The following is a 14,946-nucleotide window of genomic DNA, read 5'->3' as shown; positions in this document are numbered from 1 at the left end:
CCAACAACCGAGGGCCTTGGCCTGTGGTTGCTGGCTTATACTATAATTAGGTATCAAAGCTTGTGGAGGTGCTGTTATGCCCCAATTTCCTAATATTCGTCACCGTCGCCTAAGACTGAATGAACGTGTCAGACGCTTAGTAAGAGAGAATCACCTGGCAGTGGATGATCTAATTTATCCCGTCTTTGCCACCTATGGTCAGGGGGTGTGCAGGGAAGTAAGCAGTATGCCCGGGGTTTACAACCTTTCGGTTGATTTATTAATAGAGGAGCTAAGGAGAATAGAGGAGCTGGGTATTCCTGGCGTAATCGTTTTTGGTGTGCCGGAAGAAAAGGATGAGGTTGGTTCGGGTGCCTATGACCCGGCAGGAATTGTTCAGCAGGCCGTTCGGGCCATAAAAAAAGCTTACCCCAATATGTTAGTGATTACGGATGTCTGCCTGTGCGAATATACCGATCACGGACACTGTGGTTTGATTAAGAATAATACGGTGGAAAACGATACGACCCTGGAATTACTGGCCCAAACGGCCTTATCCCATGTGCAGGCCGGGGCAGATATGGTAGCACCCTCGGATATGATGGATGGCAGAGTGGCTGCTATCCGAGCTAAACTGGATGCCGCCGGCTATGCCGATGTGCCGATTATGGCTTACTCAGCCAAATATGCCTCTGCTTATTATGGGCCCTTCCGGGAAGCAGCCGGCTCCACACCTCAATTTGGTGATCGCAAAACCTATCAAATGGATTATGCCAATGGCAATGAAGCCCTTCGGGAAACCCTGCAGGATATTAAAGAAGGGGCAGATATTGTCATGGTCAAACCTGCCCTCGCCTATATGGATATCATCAGACGGATCAAGGACGAGTTTAATTACCCGGTGGCGGCCTACAATGTCAGCGGGGAATATGCGATGGTCAAAGCTGCCGCTCAGTTGGGGTGGGTAGACGAAAAGAAAGTCGTACTGGAAACCCTTACTGGCTTTAAGCGGGCTGGGGCAGATATCATTATTACCTACCATGCTCCAGAGGTTGCCAGCTGGCTGAGGCTGAAGGAGGACTAAACATGATTATTTCTTGGAATACAACCAACGCCTGCAACCTGTATTGCGAGCATTGCTACCGTGATGCCGGGGTCAAGGCGGAAGAAGAATTAAACACGGAGCAGGCCAAAAAACTATTGGCTGAAATTGCTGAAGCGGGCTTTAAAATAATGATTTTTAGCGGTGGGGAACCACTGATGAGACCAGATATTTACGAACTGGTGGCCCATGCCCGGTCGAAGGGGCTGAGGCCTGTTTTTGGCACCAACGGTACCTTGATTACACCGGAAGTTGCTCAGCGGCTCAAGGATGCCGGAGCGGCTGGTATGGGCATTAGCCTGGACAGTGTGGACCCCGCCAAGCACGATAAATTTAGGGCTCAGCAGGGCTGCTGGCAGGCGGCGGTAGAAGGTATGAGAAACTGCCGCCAGGCAGGACTTCCCTTTCAGGTGCATACCACGGTGATGGATTGGAATTACCATGAAGTAGAAGCCCTCACAGACTTTGCCGTTAAGGAAGGTGCTGTGGCTCACCATGTTTTCTTCCTGGTGCCCACCGGCAGGGCTGTTAATATCGAACAGGAATCTTTGCGGGCAGAACAGTATGAAAACCTACTAACCCGCATTATGGAGAAGCAGAAACAGGTAGATATTGAGTTAAAGCCTACCTGTGCCCCCCAGTTTATGCGCATTGCTAAACAATTGGATATGGATGTAAGATTTCAAAGGGGCTGTCTGGCTGGTACTGCCTATTGTATTATTGGACCCAAAGGAGATGTACAGCCCTGCGCTTATCTCAATATTCCTCTTGGCAATGTCAAAGAAATGTCCTTTGTAGACATCTGGAAAAACCACCCTGTATTTAAGGAACTGCGGACCATGGAGTATAAGGGTGGTTGTGGTGAATGCGGCTATAAGAAAGTGTGCGGCGGCTGCCGCGCCAGGGCACACTTCTATCATGGTGATTACATGGCGGAAGAACCCTGGTGTTTATACCACGGTCGGAAGGGGTATTAAAGTGAAGTTGGATCATGTAGACAGGCATCTGCTGGATGTGGTACAAACGGATTTTCCTATTTGCACGGAACCCTACAAGGTGATCGGTGAAATAATTGGTATCTCCGAACAGGAGGTATTAAACCGCTTGGAACGACTGATGCAGCAGGATGTTATCCGTCGTCTGGGTGGGGTTTTTGACTCCAGAAAGCTTGGCTATAAAGGAACCCTATGTGCTATTAAAGTTCCACCAGAGCGCATGGATGAGGTTGCTCAGGTGGTTAACAGCTATATTGGTATTACTCATAACTATTTGCGGGATCATGAATATAACATGTGGTTTACCATCTTAGCGCAATCACCGGCCAAGGTGGAGCAGATACTGAACGAAATAAAAGAGCAGACCGGGATTGATGATATCATCAATTTGCCATCCCAAAGATTTTTCAAGGTATTGGTGAATTTTAAAGTAAGAAAAACAGAGGAATAAAATTTTAAGCGGGGGAGAACATGACGTTAACGGATCTGGATAAAAAGATCGTTATGGAATTGCAGGCTGGCTTACCCTTAGTAAGCAGACCATTTATGGAACTTGCCCAAAGACTGGGTATCAGCGAGGCAGAGCTGATGGATAGGGTGCAGGCCATTAAAGAAAGCGGGTTCATGAGAAGAATTGGGGCGGCCCTCAGACACCATCGGGTTGGGTTTAAGGCCAATGCCATGATTGTTTGGAACATTCCCGAGGAGATCATTATCAAAGTGGGAGAAAAAATGGCAGAATTACCGGAGGTTACCCACTGCTATCAAAGGGTGTCCTTACCGCAATGGCCTTACAATTTTTATACCATGGTACATGGTCACAGCCAAGAAGAGTGTCAGCAAATTGCAGCAAGGCTTTCTGAAATTGCCGGGGTTACAAACTATCGGCTGCTTTACAGTGTAGCGGAATTAAAGAAAAGCAGTATGAAATATTTCATGGATTAGGAGGTTCTCTATGGCTCCCAGTTACCAAAAGTCACAAGAGTTATTTGATAAGGCCCAGAGGGTTATACCCGGTGGTGTGAATAGTCCCGTGCGAGCCTTTAAGTCGGTGGACATGGATCCACCTTTTATTGCCCGAGGCGATGGTTCCCATATGTGGGACATGGATGGCAATGAATACATCGATTATGTTTGTTCCTGGGGTCCCCTGATTTTAGGACATCGTCATCCGGCGGTTGTGCAAGCCATTCAACGTTGCTTGGAGCGGGGCACTACCTACGGAGCACCCACGGATTTGGAAGTAACCTTAGCCGAAAAGGTGGCAGAGGCACTGCCTGCGGTGGAAATGGTTCGCATGGTCAACTCCGGTACCGAAGCCACCATGAGTGCCCTGCGATTGGCCCGGGCCTATACCAATCGGAATAAGATTGTTAAATTTGAGGGTTGTTATCACGGTCATCATGACTCCTTATTAATTAAAGCTGGTTCCGGGGCCTTGACCCATGGTGTTCCCACCAGCCCGGGGGTACCCGAAGACATTGCCGGCAATACCATCAATGCCTGTTATAATGACCTAGAGCTGCTGGAGAAAATCTTTGCGGAAGTTGGTTCGGATATTGCAGCGGTTATTGTGGAACCGCTGGCCGGCAATATGGGTGTGGTGGCACCGGCAGAGGGCTTTCTGCAGGGCTTAAGGAGTCTGTGCAATAAATATGGTGCCCTGTTAATTTTTGATGAGGTTATCACTGGTTTCCGCCTAAGCTATGGCGGTGCCCAGGCCTATTATAATGTGCTGCCAGACTTAACCTGTCTGGGTAAGATTATTGGCGGCGGCTTGCCAGTTGGTGCCTACGGCGGCCCCAGGGAGATTATGCAAATGATTTCTCCGGCTGGGCCAGTCTATCAAGCAGGGACACTCTCGGGCAACCCCCTGGCCATGACCGCGGGTATCGCAACCCTGGTGCAGCTTCAACAGCCGGGGGTATATGAGGAGTTGGATCGCAAATCGGCCCTCCTGGCCCAGGGACTGGCCCAGGCCGCTCAGGCTGCCAATGTGGCTGTATCCTTTAACCGGACCGGGTCTTTGCAGACCTGCTTTTTTACCAGGGAAGCAGTAAGGGACTTTGCCTCTGCGGCTTCCTCTGATACTAAAAACTATGGAGTTTTCTTTAGAAGCATGCTGGAACAGGGCATTTACTTGGCACCTTCCCAGTTTGAAGCGTCCTTTGTTTCCTTGGCCCATACGGAGAAGGACATTGAAAAAACAGTCGAAGCAGCTTTCAAAGCCTTTAAGGCGGTAGCAGAAAAAGAATAGCCTTCAGCCTATCGGATAGCATTTGGCCTTGGGCTTTGTTGGCTCCAAGTTATATGTATATAAAATAAATTGGCAGTCACCACTAGTTGATAACCAAAATCCTTGTGTTAGGAGGTTTGTTTATGATTATTACTACAACAGGAACCATTGAAGGAAAGGTCATTCGGCAATATTTTGGTCTTGTCAACGGAGAAGCGATCATGGGTGCCAACGTAGTGCGGGATATTTTTGCCAGCATTACGGATATTGTTGGCGGACGCAGTGGAGCGTACGAGAGTAAACTGGCCCAGGCCCGGGAGGTTGCCCTGGCAGAAATGACGGAACATGCTCGTCGTATGGGAGCCAATGCCATTGTGGGTGTGGATCTAGACTACGAAGTGATCAGAGAAGGCATGCTTATGGTAGCTGCCAGCGGTACAGCAGTATTGATATAGTCATGAGCCAGGACTCATGGGCTTTGCACGGGTAAAAATGATAAGGGCTGTTGCACACGTCGTTAATGGTGCAACAGCCTCTTTTTTATCCGATCTAAAAGAATTTTAAAGATGATAGTATGCTAATGGTTTAAAGCCTACGGCCATTTTTATAAAACCGTATCCAAATTTACTAGCAACCAGAGTTGATCTCCCTTTTTAACAACGCCCTTTAAATATTCTACGTTGTCACCAATTAAATTGGGTGGTTCCACTTCTTCTTGGGTGAAACGTCCAACCTCTAGAACACTGTCTACAATCATTCCCACCTTGTTACCTTTGTTTTCTACGACAATTATTCTGGTATCCTCATTTATTTCTGTTTCGGGTAATCCCAGTCTTCGATTGAGGCTGATAACAGGGAGAATTGTACCGCGTAAATTAATAATACCTTCCACATAGAAATTCGTGTTGGGTAATCTAGTTACTTCGGCCATACGTATGATTTCCTGGGTTTCATTGATGGGTAGTGCATACTGTTGGTCGTTTAATTGAAAAACCACCAATTGATCTTCCTGACCCACTGCCATAAATATATCACCGTTCCTTTCATAATAGAAAAATATTCCTAACTTGAAATTCCTGCATCATAGACCCGTGACTGGAAACAGTTCCCTGCCTCTCCGCCAGAGAAGTCTCCACAGGCGTAAATTCACAAAGTAATTTTAAGAGCTTGGGACGATGACCCCTTGTTTTAGTGTGCGATTAAAAGAATTTAGGTGGATATATTCGACATTAAGGCAATATTTCCCTTTGAGGAATTACGTAATACTTAAAATTGAGGATAAAGAATTTTCAGAAAAGATGCAACCAACCCATTGACTGGTAATTCGTATCAGATATAATAAGAATAGACCTGACAAGTTAGGACTTCCTGTCTTGGAGGGTGTAAAAACGGATGCAATTTCCCTCAGGAGAGAGGCTAGTGTGCCTTGGACCAAGGGGTGTGCGGTTTTGCTTGTACGCTACCCGTCTGCCTTTCTCTGGCTTGACGGGTATTTAATTTTAGTTGGGAGTGATTAAATGTTACGTCGTATTGGTGTTGTGGGGATCATCATTGAGGAACGGGACAAGGCACCAGAAATCAATAGCATTTTAAGTCGCTATGCCGAGATTATCATTGGCCGCATGGGTATTCCCCATAAGGAAGCAGGGCTTTCCGTTATATCCCTGATTATCCAAGGTACCAATGATGAAGTTGGGGCCATGACCGGTAAACTTGGCAACATTAAGGGAGTTCAAGTAAAGACAGCCCTTAGCAACAAATACTGATCAGGCATCCGCTTTGGGGCATTTCTTGATGATCGGCTGTTAACGATTAGCGTAAAGACTAAAAACCAACATGGGACTTGGGTCAGCGAAACAAATTAGAAGTGACAATTAGGAGGAGGCTGAATAATGGATCACACCCCTAAGGGCAATCGGTTGCATATCGCCCTTTTTGGCCGGCGTAATGCCGGCAAATCAAGCCTTATTAATGCCTTAACCAATCAAGATATCGCACTGGTCTCCAACACCCCCGGGACCACCACCGATCCCGTTTATAAGGCCATGGAGATTTTACCGGTGGGGCCGGTAGTTCTTATTGATACACCAGGCCTTGATGATAGTGGCAAACTGGGGGAACTTAGGGTTAAAAGGTCGATGGATGTATTTAATAAAGCAGACCTGGCTCTATTGGTTGTTGATGCCCAAAACGGCTTTACCGAGTATGAGTTGAAGATTACTCAGCACTGCCAGAACAAAAAAATCCCCACCATTGTGGTCTTTAACAAAATTGATATCCAAGGGGTAGCTGAACTGGATATCGAGCAGGCCAAGGCAGCATTTTCAAGGGAACCAGTGCTGGTTAGTGCTCTTACTGGCCAGGGGATAAGTGAGTTAAAAGCAGCCATTGTCAAAACAGCTCCGGCAAACTGGGATGACCGGGTAATTGTAGGTGACCTATTAAATCCCGGGGATACGGTTGTGCTAGTAACACCCATTGATACAGCAGCACCTAAAGGACGTTTGATTTTACCCCAGGTGCAAACCATCAGAGATATTCTGGACCACCGGGCAATGGCCTATGTTGTTAAAGAGAGCGAGCTAAGGGAATGTCTGGGCAACCTAAATAAAAAACCCAAGCTAGTTATTACCGACTCCCAGGCCTTTAAAGAAGTAGCGAGAGATACACCGGAGGATATTCAATTAACATCCTTTTCGATACTCTTTGCCCGGTATAAGGGGGACTTAGAGACATTGGTGGCAGGGGCAAAGGCTATTGGTAATTTGCAACCAGGTGACAAGGTGTTAATTTCCGAAGCCTGCACCCACCATCGTATGGAAGATGATATTGGTACGAAAAAAATACCCGGTTGGTTACAAAAAATTGTTGGCGGAGATTTAGAATTTCACTGGAGCAGTGGCCACAGCTTTCCCGAGGATTTGACCGAGTACAAACTGGTGGTGCACTGCGGGGCCTGTATGATCAATGGAAGGCAGATGTTGTCCCGGATGATGCAAGTACAGCAGTCAGGTGTACCCATGGTCAATTATGGCGTCTGTATTGCCTATGTCATGGGAATCTTACATCGGGCTTTATCACCCTTTCCAACCATTCAAGCAATGTTAGCTGACCAAAATTCATAAACGAAGGGGGAACTGCCTTGGGGGAAAATTTTAGCCTGGCCCTAGCTAAAGCGGCCACAGGTGATAAATTATCCAGGCAGCAGATCATCGATTTATTAGGTGCACTGCCAGGAGAAGAAGAAAACCAGTTATTTAAGTTGGCGGATCAAGTAAGAAAACAACATTTTGGTGACGAGGTGCACCTCAGGGGAATCATCGAATTCTCCAATTATTGTCGTAATAACTGTTATTATTGTGGTCTCAGGAGAAGCAATAAACAAATTCAAAGATACCGTATACCCCTGGCGGAGATCATTAAAACAGCTCAATATGCCGCAGAACTGGGGTATGGTACCATTGTTTTGCAGTCAGGGGAAGATCCCCATTACAGCGGTTCCGAACTGGCAGAGATCATTCGGCAAGTGAGGCAGGCCGGCAATTTTGCCATCACAGCCTGTGTGGGAGAACGCAGCAGAGAGGATTTTGCTCGGATGAAAGAAGCAGGAGCGGATCGCTACCTGCTCAAACATGAGACCGCAGATCCCAATTTGTTTACGCAGCTTAGGCCAGCAACCACCCTGGCGGAAAGAATAAAAAAAATTGGCTGGTTAAAGGAATTAGGCTATCAAGTGGGTTCTGGCAATATTGTGGGGCTGCCTGGTCAAACAGTGGCAACACTGGCAGAGGATATCCTTTTATTAAGGGATTTAGATGTTGAAATGGCGGGCCTCGGACCCTTTGTACCGCATCATCAGACACCGCTAAGGGATAGCAAACCGGGGGATCTTAGCTTAACCCTAAAAACCCTTGCCGTGGCCCGGCTGGTGCTTCCCCAAACCCATTTACCGGCCACCACAGCAATAGGGACTTTACACCCTGCGGGGCGTCAAATGGCCCTCGGCTGTGGTGCCAATGTGATTATGCCCAACTTATCTCCGGAAAGTTACCGTGAAAAATATCAAATTTATCCGGACAAGGCCGGTAGTAAAGAAAATCCCGCTGAATCCCACCGCAAGATTACCGCCTTGTTAACAGAGGTGGGACGAAGCATTAGTACAGGACGGGGCGATAGCCCAAAGGAAAAATTTAAGAATGAGAGGTAGGGGAAAGGCATGTCCATTAACAAAGCGAATATTTACCAGCATCAATGGGAAGCTGCGGACTTTATCAACGAGGGAACCATAAACAGCCTATTGGAAGAGGGGAAAAAAGCTGCATCGGCCAGAGTGCGGGAAATTATCGAGAAGGCCAGGGAAGCAAAGGGTTTGACACCGGCAGAAGTAGCAATTCTCCTGCAAAATGACGATCAGGAATTACTGGATTTAATGTTTAAGGTTGCCGGTGAAATAAAATTGAAAATCTATGGTAAAAGACTGGTCATGTTTGCTCCCTTGTATATCAGTGATCACTGTGTCAACAACTGTGTTTATTGTGGTTATCGTAGAGATCATCAATTCAACCGGCGTAAATTAAGCCAAGCGGAAGTGGCAGAGGAAGTAAAGATTTTAGAATCCCTGGGCCATAAGAGATTGGCCCTGGAAGCAGGAGAGCATCCTGGTGAATGCTCCATTGAGTATGTTTTGGAATGCCTAAAAACCATTTACAGTTTGAAATTTGAAAACGGCAGTATCCGCCGCTGCAACGTAAACATAGCTGCTACCACCATCGAAGAATATCAGCTGCTAAGGGAAGCAGGTATCGGAACCTATATCCTTTTCCAAGAAACATACCATCGGGAAACCTATAAAAATATGCACCCCAGTGGTCCCAAGGCTGATTACGATTGGCATACCACGGCCCATGATCGAGCGATGTTAGGGGGCATTGATGATGTAGGCTTTGGTGCTTTGTTTGGCCTATACGACTATAAATTTGAGGTCATGGGCTTGATGCTGCATGCTCAACACCTTGAGGAACGTTTTGGCGTAGGGCCTCACACCATATCCGTACCCCGTTTGCGTCCTGCTCAGGGCATCGACTACGAAAGCTTCCCGTATTTGGTTAAGGACGAGGAGTTTGCGAAGATAGTTGCTATTGTTCGTCTGGCTGTTCCCTATACCGGACTTATTTTATCCACCCGCGAGCGACCGGAGCAGAGGGATATGCTGCTGAACTACGGTGTATCTCAAATATCCGCCGGCTCCTGTACCGGGGTAGGTGGTTATAAAAAGGAACAAGAAAAGCAAAATTGCACCAGTGGCAGCTGTGGCGAAGAAGAATCACCGCAATTTTATGTTGATGACCACCGCCATCCCGATGATGTATTGCGCAATGTTTGTCAATCTGGCTGGCTTCCCAGTTATTGCACAGCCTGTTACCGCAAGGGCCGTACGGGTGATCGCTTTATGGCTTTGGCAAAAAGCGGGGAGATTCAAAACGTCTGCCAACCCAATGCAATTCTTACCTTTAAAGAATATTTAATTGACTATGCATCCCCGGAGACAAGGGCAGTTGGTGAGGAGACTATCCGCCAACATTTAGCAGAAATTAAAAATGATCAGATTAGAAATTTGACGGAAGCGAGAGTAAAACAAATTGAGGACGGGGAACGGGATCTTTATTTCTAAGATTTAATTAACAAAATATAATTCCACAGGGACTGTGTTTTACGGTGCAGTTCCTGTTTTTTTTATTAAGCCGGGACTTTCCCTATTTCCCTGCCTGACCAGGGGCAAGTGTGCCAAGTTTTTCTAAAAAGCCTTTTGCTTTTTTGGATACGGGGTTATAATATGTAGCTAGTATAATATATTATGGAGGAGCTTATTGTGGTAAATCATGACCTACATCTGGCAAGGTATGTTACCATTGCTGCAGATATAGCCGAACGAATTGTCCGGGGAGAATATCAGGAAGGGCAAAAAATATTTGGCCGATCCACTTTGGCAGGAAAATATAGTGTTTCACCGGAAACCATCAGACGAGCACTAACCCTCTTACAAGAGGTGGGCATCGTTGATGTGGTTCCTGGTATTGGTGTGGTGGTTAAGTCTGTTTCAGCGGCTCAAAAATACTTGGATGATTTTGATCAGCGGATGGTTTTGACTGGTATCCATGAAAAATTACATGAACTATTAAAGGAAAGAGACCGTGTAAATGGTGAAATTTCAAGACTTTTAGAAGACTTATTACAACACACCTACCATTTGGAAAGCCGTTTAAATAAAATTGAAGATTGGAAGGTCTTACCCGATTCCATTCTGGTCGGAAAAACATTGGCCCAAAGCAGGCTCAATGAAAGTAAAGTATTGGCGATTGTTCGCAAAGGGCAAGGGGATATTGTTGACCCTGCTCCAGATAGTCGTATTTTGGCCGGGGATATTATAACCGTGTATGGACACCTAAATGCTTCTGACAATGAAGGTTTAATAAGGGTTTAAAAGGAAATTTGAAAGGTAATTCCCTTCGGAATGCCTTTCTTTTTTATTTACATACAGGCAACTTACATGGTAAAATGAGTTGTGACAACTTACAAAAACTAGATAAATGTTTGTAGGAGCTGAATCCTGTTCATACAGGAGCGGAGGACCCGATTTTTGGGGTGAATCTGATTATATTCAGTAGGGTTTTAACCTTTCGACCCGAACCCTTCAGCTAACTTCGTAAGCTATAAAGAAAGGGGTTTTTTTATGTCTGTACATTTAATTTCAGAAGATTTTCGGTCGGAACAAACTAAAAGAAAAATAGCCCTTAAAAGGGCCAAGGAGTTAAAATCAAACATTAGTGGTTACCTGGAGAACAAGGTTAACATACGTAATGGTTTTGAAATTCAGGAGCAGCATAACCTTGCTAAAAAGAATATTCTGAATTTTTTTCAGGCGGATGAGAAACAATGGCAGGATTGGCGTTGGCAAATGGCCAAGCGTATTAAAGATGTTAAGGTTCTAAGTCAACTGGTGGATCTTACAACGGACGAAAAAGAAGCAATCGAAAAGGTTGGGCGTCAATACCGTTGGGCTGTTTCTCCCTATTATATGGCCCTGGCAATGGCCAGTGGGCATGGCGGCCCTGTATGGCTGCAGGCTGTCCCCTGTGTAGAAGAAATTTTGGATCGCTATGGTGTTGAAGACCCTATGGGAGAAGAATATACTTCACCTGTGCCGGGGGTGACCAGAAGATACCCGGATCGTCTTATTATTAATGTTACGAACCAATGTGCGATGTATTGTCGACATTGCCAAAGGCGTAGAAATATTGGCGAAATTGATGTTCACAAATCAAAACAGGTGCTGCAAGGAGCACTGCAGTATATCAGAGAGAACACTGAAATAAGGGATGTCTTAATAACAGGCGGCGATGCCTTGTTATTATCAGATAAACAAATCGATTGGCTGCTCACGGAATTAGATAATATTTCCCATGTGGAAATAAAACGAATCGGTACCAGAACACCTGTCACAATGCCCCAAAGAATTACACCGGAACTTTGCAGTATTTTAGAAAGCCACCCACCGCTTTATATCAATACACAGTTTAATAGTCCCTTGGAAGTTACACCTGAGGCAAAAAAGGCCTGCGATATGTTGGTTAAGGCAGGCGTAGTCCTTGGTAATCAGGCTGTTTTATTAAAAGACATTAATAATCAACCAGATGTCATGAAGAGATTAAACCAGAGTCTATTGACCATCCGTGTTCGGCCCTACTATATTTTTCATGCTAAAGCAGTAAAGGGAACCAGGCATTTTATCACTGGTGTTGATGATGGTATTGCTATTATGGAACAACTGAGAGGCTATACATCTGGACTTGCTGTCCCCACTTATATTATTAATGCACCCAATGGCTATGGGAAAACACCCATATTGCCACAGTATATTCTAGAGAATAAGGATGAGCAGGTAGTCATGCGAACCTGGGAAAAGAGGGTTATTTCCTATAATGTTACTGGTAAACACTAAGTTTTTAGACCTGTCATAATAGTATGACAGGTTTATTTTTTACCCTTGACACGAACATAGGTTTGGTAATAAAATAATAAAAACAAATGTTCGGGGGGAGTCATGATGAAAAGTGCGGAGATGGTGATGGATTTTTCTATAACGCATCAACTGGTATGTGAAGAAACGGAAGCCGATCTATATGAAGGTACCCGTCAGTGGTTAGAGGGGGATGACTCAATTTTTGTCAAGAGATTTGGCCTGGCGGTAATTTGTTTTTCGGGCTTATATTTTATGGGACAAGTATTCAGGATTTTGTTTAATTAATAGCCCGCTACCGGGTTATTTTTTTTTGCCAATGCGCCATACTAGGGTTAGCCGATAGTAGATAGGAGGAATCCGGTGACCAGAGTATATGTGTTGGGGGCCGGTGCAGGAGCAGCATACAAAGGCTCATATCTTGGTGAAACAAGCCCGGTGGCTAAAAATTTCTTTCAAAAGGCCATGCGGGTTATTAATATTCATCAAATCAGAGAGAGGTACTATGAAGATGAAGATATGACCTATAATCATATATTTCAGTTTATTGAGAGATTATGGGGTGTTTCTAGGAATGAGGTAAGTAATTCCAACCTGGATATGGAAGAAGTATTAACTTTATTAAATATTGAAATGGAAGAGGACCAACCAGGACGGGAAAGACTTTTAAAGGCCTATGAGGAGTATCTGCTGCTAATGGCACTGACCTTTGATAAAATTTTATACGGGGATCTTTGTCCCTACCATAGCAAAATAGCGGCCTCCTTAAATCCCGGAGATACGATCATATCTTTTAACTATGAATTACTAATGGATTACGCTTTACTTAGGGCAAACTTACAAAGGAAAATGTGGTGCATCCAAGATGGTTACGGTATTTCTTGCCGATATTTAAGTGGATCAATAATGCCCCTTCACTTTAAGCATCAGAATGACTCGGGGCCGGCTAATTGTGCCAAGGTAAAATTACTTAAACTTCATGGTTCTTTAAATTGGTTGTACTGTCCCCAGTGTGGTCAGCTCTATGCCTATGAACATAGTGATGGGGGAGGACACAGTGTGGTAATAAATGGTATAGCCAATATGATTCAGTGCACCTCCCAACATTGCTGCAACAAACTTAGTAGAGTTATTATTCCACCCACCTTAATGAAAAACTACCAATCGATCCCTTTTATTCCGGAGTTATGGCACCAAGCCCGCAGGGCACTGGGGTTTGCATCGGAAATTGTTGTTATTGGCTATTCTTTTCCCACAACCGATTTTCGATCCAATTGGATGTTTCGCAAGGCTATGGTGGATAACAAAGAACTTAAAAAGGTAACAATTGTGGATAAGGCAGAAGGATATCAATTGGAAACATTGTTAGATAAACATAAGAGTATTTTTAGGGTTAAAGATGTTGATTTTTACCCCGATATTGGTGCCTTTACGCAGACACTGAAGTAAATCAGCTTAAAACTCTTGGGTTCTTGAGCCTTGGGCTTTTAATGCATGTAGATATTATTTAGGGGAATGATAAAGAAAATTCCCACCCGTCGCTTGTGGGAGGCGCGGAAAGGTTAACGGGTAAAGGTGTCAACAAAACCACTGGAAAAACCGACACCCGGGAAAAGGTATGGGGTTGCCTTTTCAGGGCTCCCTGTCAATGGCAGGGGGTCTTATTTAGTGCATCATATTTATTAAATGTGATATAATATTTATTGATAAATCAATTTATTAGGAGTATAATTAAAGTGACAAAAAGTAATTCTTACCCAATTAGATAATTAATTAGGTAAGAACGGTTACCTACATATTTTTAAGGAGGGATACCGTATGACACAATTTATTAAAACCTGTCCTAACTGCGGCCAAAATCTAGTAGAGAAACTTCAAAATGTTGATGTAAAACAAGACCTAAAAGCTTGTTACGCCGAGAGCATCCCGGTACTTGTATGTGAGAACCCTACCTGTACCAACCAGGAAAAGTATTATAGCCCCTTTTCATTCAATCTATTAAAAATGAAATGTCCGGAAATCAATAAATGGTAGAAGGTCTTACCCGGCAAAGCCGGGTTTTTTTATATCTTTTAATGGGAATTGATCCGGACTGATAAAAAATCTATAATTAAAGCAGAATTCATAGCTAAGGGAGTGCTACAATGAAAATTGGCAGTATTGAAAAACCAACCTTTGAAAAATTCCGGGAGAGTTTTTTACAGCTAATGGAGCAATTCACAGAAAAAGAACCAAACCCCTATGATGACTGGTTGGAGATTGCTGATAGTGAAATCAGAGAAAGCATCATTCGCCAGTTTATTCAAAGCAATGAGCAACAATATGGCTTTGAAATAGTCTTACAGGGGAAGCTCGCCAATAGGGAAGGTTCTGTTGAGGGAGTGGTTGGGGAACTATATCATGTGTTTTCTACCATGTTTTTAGTAGAGGTTATTAATTCTAAAATTCGTTCAGGGGAGAAGCGGGTTGATATATAAGCCCGCTTTGCTATTGGCCGTTAGCCGTTAGCTATTGGCCCTTACTAACCTGAAACATGCCCTAAGCCCAAAAGCTGTCAGCCATCTGCCGTCAGCTTTTGGGCTTAGAGGTATTCCTTTTGGGTCGGTTGAGTTGTAGG

17 protein-coding genes and 1 riboswitch are annotated in these 14,946 nt (G+C 44.7%); of the genes, 16 read left to right on the top strand and 1 reads right to left on the bottom strand.

Annotated features, from left to right (window positions below; all coding sequences use genetic code 11):
* Positions 1-76: 76 nt before the first annotated feature.
* From hemB to AC1U9Z_RS02785, 6 genes are all read left to right on the top strand, one after another.
* A complete protein-coding gene (gene hemB / locus AC1U9Z_RS02810) occupies positions 77-1,063 on the top strand; it encodes a porphobilinogen synthase (protein WP_333532244.1) in 987 nt (328 codons plus the stop codon).
* A gap of 2 nt (positions 1,064-1,065) precedes the next feature.
* The gene (nirJ2, locus tag AC1U9Z_RS02805) at positions 1,066-2,058 is read left to right on the top strand and encodes a putative heme d1 biosynthesis radical SAM protein NirJ2 (protein WP_479955635.1); all 993 of its coding nucleotides are present in this window, start codon (positions 1,066-1,068) and stop codon (positions 2,056-2,058) included.
* Between the two features lies 1 nt (position 2,059).
* Positions 2,060-2,527 carry a siroheme decarboxylase subunit alpha gene (gene ahbA / locus AC1U9Z_RS02800; protein ID WP_479955634.1) on the top strand — a complete coding sequence of 156 codons (468 nt, stop codon included), beginning with the start codon at positions 2,060-2,062 and terminating at the stop codon, positions 2,525-2,527.
* A 20-nt stretch (positions 2,528-2,547) separates the two neighbouring features.
* Positions 2,548-3,021 (top strand): siroheme decarboxylase subunit beta, encoded by a 474-nt coding sequence (ahbB, locus tag AC1U9Z_RS02795; protein WP_333532241.1) that lies wholly within the window; start codon positions 2,548-2,550, stop codon positions 3,019-3,021.
* Positions 3,022-3,031: 10 nt separating this feature from the next.
* Positions 3,032-4,333 carry a glutamate-1-semialdehyde 2,1-aminomutase gene (hemL, locus tag AC1U9Z_RS02790; protein ID WP_479955633.1) on the top strand — a complete coding sequence of 434 codons (1,302 nt, stop codon included), beginning with the start codon at positions 3,032-3,034 and terminating at the stop codon, positions 4,331-4,333.
* A gap of 122 nt (positions 4,334-4,455) precedes the next feature.
* A complete protein-coding gene (locus AC1U9Z_RS02785) occupies positions 4,456-4,767 on the top strand; it encodes a YbjQ family protein (protein ID WP_333532239.1) in 312 nt (103 codons plus the stop codon).
* 149 nt (positions 4,768-4,916) lie between these two features.
* Here the strand turns inward: AC1U9Z_RS02785 and AC1U9Z_RS02780 are convergent, their stop codons facing one another.
* Positions 4,917-5,336 carry a chemotaxis protein CheW gene (locus tag AC1U9Z_RS02780; RefSeq protein ID WP_333532238.1) on the bottom strand — a complete coding sequence of 140 codons (420 nt, stop codon included), beginning with the start codon at positions 5,334-5,336 and terminating at the stop codon, positions 4,917-4,919.
* A gap of 493 nt (positions 5,337-5,829) precedes the next feature.
* Here AC1U9Z_RS02780 and AC1U9Z_RS02775 point away from each other — a divergent pair, with 493 nt between their 5' ends.
* The 10 genes from AC1U9Z_RS02775 (at position 5,830) to AC1U9Z_RS02730 (ending at position 14,806) form a co-directional block, all read left to right on the top strand.
* The gene (locus tag AC1U9Z_RS02775; protein ID WP_333532237.1) at positions 5,830-6,078 is read left to right on the top strand and encodes a TM1266 family iron-only hydrogenase system putative regulator; all 249 of its coding nucleotides are present in this window, start codon (positions 5,830-5,832) and stop codon (positions 6,076-6,078) included.
* Positions 6,079-6,204: 126 nt separating this feature from the next.
* Positions 6,205-7,437, top strand: a complete 1,233-nt coding sequence (hydF, locus tag AC1U9Z_RS02770) for a [FeFe] hydrogenase H-cluster maturation GTPase HydF (protein ID WP_479955632.1) — start codon at positions 6,205-6,207, stop codon at positions 7,435-7,437.
* 17 nt (positions 7,438-7,454) lie between these two features.
* On the top strand, positions 7,455-8,519 hold the full coding sequence (gene hydE / locus AC1U9Z_RS02765) for a [FeFe] hydrogenase H-cluster radical SAM maturase HydE (protein ID WP_479955631.1): 1,065 nt from the start codon (positions 7,455-7,457) through the stop codon (positions 8,517-8,519).
* Between the two features lie 9 nt (positions 8,520-8,528).
* Complete coding sequence (gene hydG, locus AC1U9Z_RS02760) at positions 8,529-9,983, top strand: [FeFe] hydrogenase H-cluster radical SAM maturase HydG (protein WP_479955630.1); 1,455 nt, start codon at positions 8,529-8,531, stop codon at positions 9,981-9,983.
* Between the two features lie 198 nt (positions 9,984-10,181).
* On the top strand, positions 10,182-10,793 hold the full coding sequence (locus AC1U9Z_RS02755) for a GntR family transcriptional regulator (RefSeq protein WP_333532233.1): 612 nt from the start codon (positions 10,182-10,184) through the stop codon (positions 10,791-10,793).
* A gap of 107 nt (positions 10,794-10,900) precedes the next feature.
* A riboswitch (cyclic di-AMP (ydaO/yuaA leader) is annotated at positions 10,901-11,037 on the top strand.
* Positions 11,038-11,042: 5 nt separating this feature from the next.
* The gene (gene eam / locus AC1U9Z_RS02750) at positions 11,043-12,311 is read left to right on the top strand and encodes a glutamate 2,3-aminomutase (RefSeq protein WP_479955629.1); all 1,269 of its coding nucleotides are present in this window, start codon (positions 11,043-11,045) and stop codon (positions 12,309-12,311) included.
* A 105-nt stretch (positions 12,312-12,416) separates the two neighbouring features.
* Positions 12,417-12,617 carry a hypothetical protein gene (locus AC1U9Z_RS02745; protein ID WP_333532231.1) on the top strand — a complete coding sequence of 67 codons (201 nt, stop codon included), beginning with the start codon at positions 12,417-12,419 and terminating at the stop codon, positions 12,615-12,617.
* 75 nt (positions 12,618-12,692) lie between these two features.
* Positions 12,693-13,778 (top strand): hypothetical protein, encoded by a 1,086-nt coding sequence (locus tag AC1U9Z_RS02740; RefSeq protein ID WP_479955628.1) that lies wholly within the window; start codon positions 12,693-12,695, stop codon positions 13,776-13,778.
* Between the two features lie 369 nt (positions 13,779-14,147).
* On the top strand, positions 14,148-14,363 hold the full coding sequence (locus tag AC1U9Z_RS02735) for a hypothetical protein (protein ID WP_333532229.1): 216 nt from the start codon (positions 14,148-14,150) through the stop codon (positions 14,361-14,363).
* Positions 14,364-14,473: 110 nt separating this feature from the next.
* Complete coding sequence (locus AC1U9Z_RS02730; RefSeq protein WP_333532228.1) at positions 14,474-14,806, top strand: hypothetical protein; 333 nt, start codon at positions 14,474-14,476, stop codon at positions 14,804-14,806.
* Positions 14,807-14,946 lie beyond the last annotated feature (140 nt).

Source organism: Desulfotomaculum sp. (genome assembly GCF_982386235.1).
This window is presented reverse-complemented; position numbering and strand designations above follow the sequence as displayed.

Bases quoted from the DNA above. Each gene is read 5' to 3' on its own strand.
- hemB (WP_333532244.1), top strand. From the start codon at position 77: ATGCCCCAATTTCCTAATATTCGTCACCGTCGCCTAAGACTGAATGAA.
- nirJ2 (WP_479955635.1), top strand. From the start codon at position 1,066: ATGATTATTTCTTGGAATACAACCAACGCCTGCAACCTGTATTGCGAG.
- ahbB (WP_333532241.1), top strand. From the start codon at position 2,548: ATGACGTTAACGGATCTGGATAAAAAGATCGTTATGGAATTGCAGGCT.
- hemL (WP_479955633.1), top strand. From the start codon at position 3,032: ATGGCTCCCAGTTACCAAAAGTCACAAGAGTTATTTGATAAGGCCCAG.
- AC1U9Z_RS02785 (WP_333532239.1), top strand. From the start codon at position 4,456: ATGATTATTACTACAACAGGAACCATTGAAGGAAAGGTCATTCGGCAA.
- AC1U9Z_RS02780 (WP_333532238.1), bottom strand. From the start codon at position 5,336: ATGGCAGTGGGTCAGGAAGATCAATTGGTGGTTTTTCAATTAAACGAC.
- AC1U9Z_RS02775 (WP_333532237.1), top strand. From the start codon at position 5,830: ATGTTACGTCGTATTGGTGTTGTGGGGATCATCATTGAGGAACGGGAC.
- hydF (WP_479955632.1), top strand. From the start codon at position 6,205: ATGGATCACACCCCTAAGGGCAATCGGTTGCATATCGCCCTTTTTGGC.
- hydG (WP_479955630.1), top strand. From the start codon at position 8,529: ATGTCCATTAACAAAGCGAATATTTACCAGCATCAATGGGAAGCTGCG.
- eam (WP_479955629.1), top strand. From the start codon at position 11,043: ATGTCTGTACATTTAATTTCAGAAGATTTTCGGTCGGAACAAACTAAA.
- AC1U9Z_RS02745 (WP_333532231.1), top strand. From the start codon at position 12,417: ATGAAAAGTGCGGAGATGGTGATGGATTTTTCTATAACGCATCAACTG.
- AC1U9Z_RS02735 (WP_333532229.1), top strand. From the start codon at position 14,148: ATGACACAATTTATTAAAACCTGTCCTAACTGCGGCCAAAATCTAGTA.
- AC1U9Z_RS02730 (WP_333532228.1), top strand. From the start codon at position 14,474: ATGAAAATTGGCAGTATTGAAAAACCAACCTTTGAAAAATTCCGGGAG.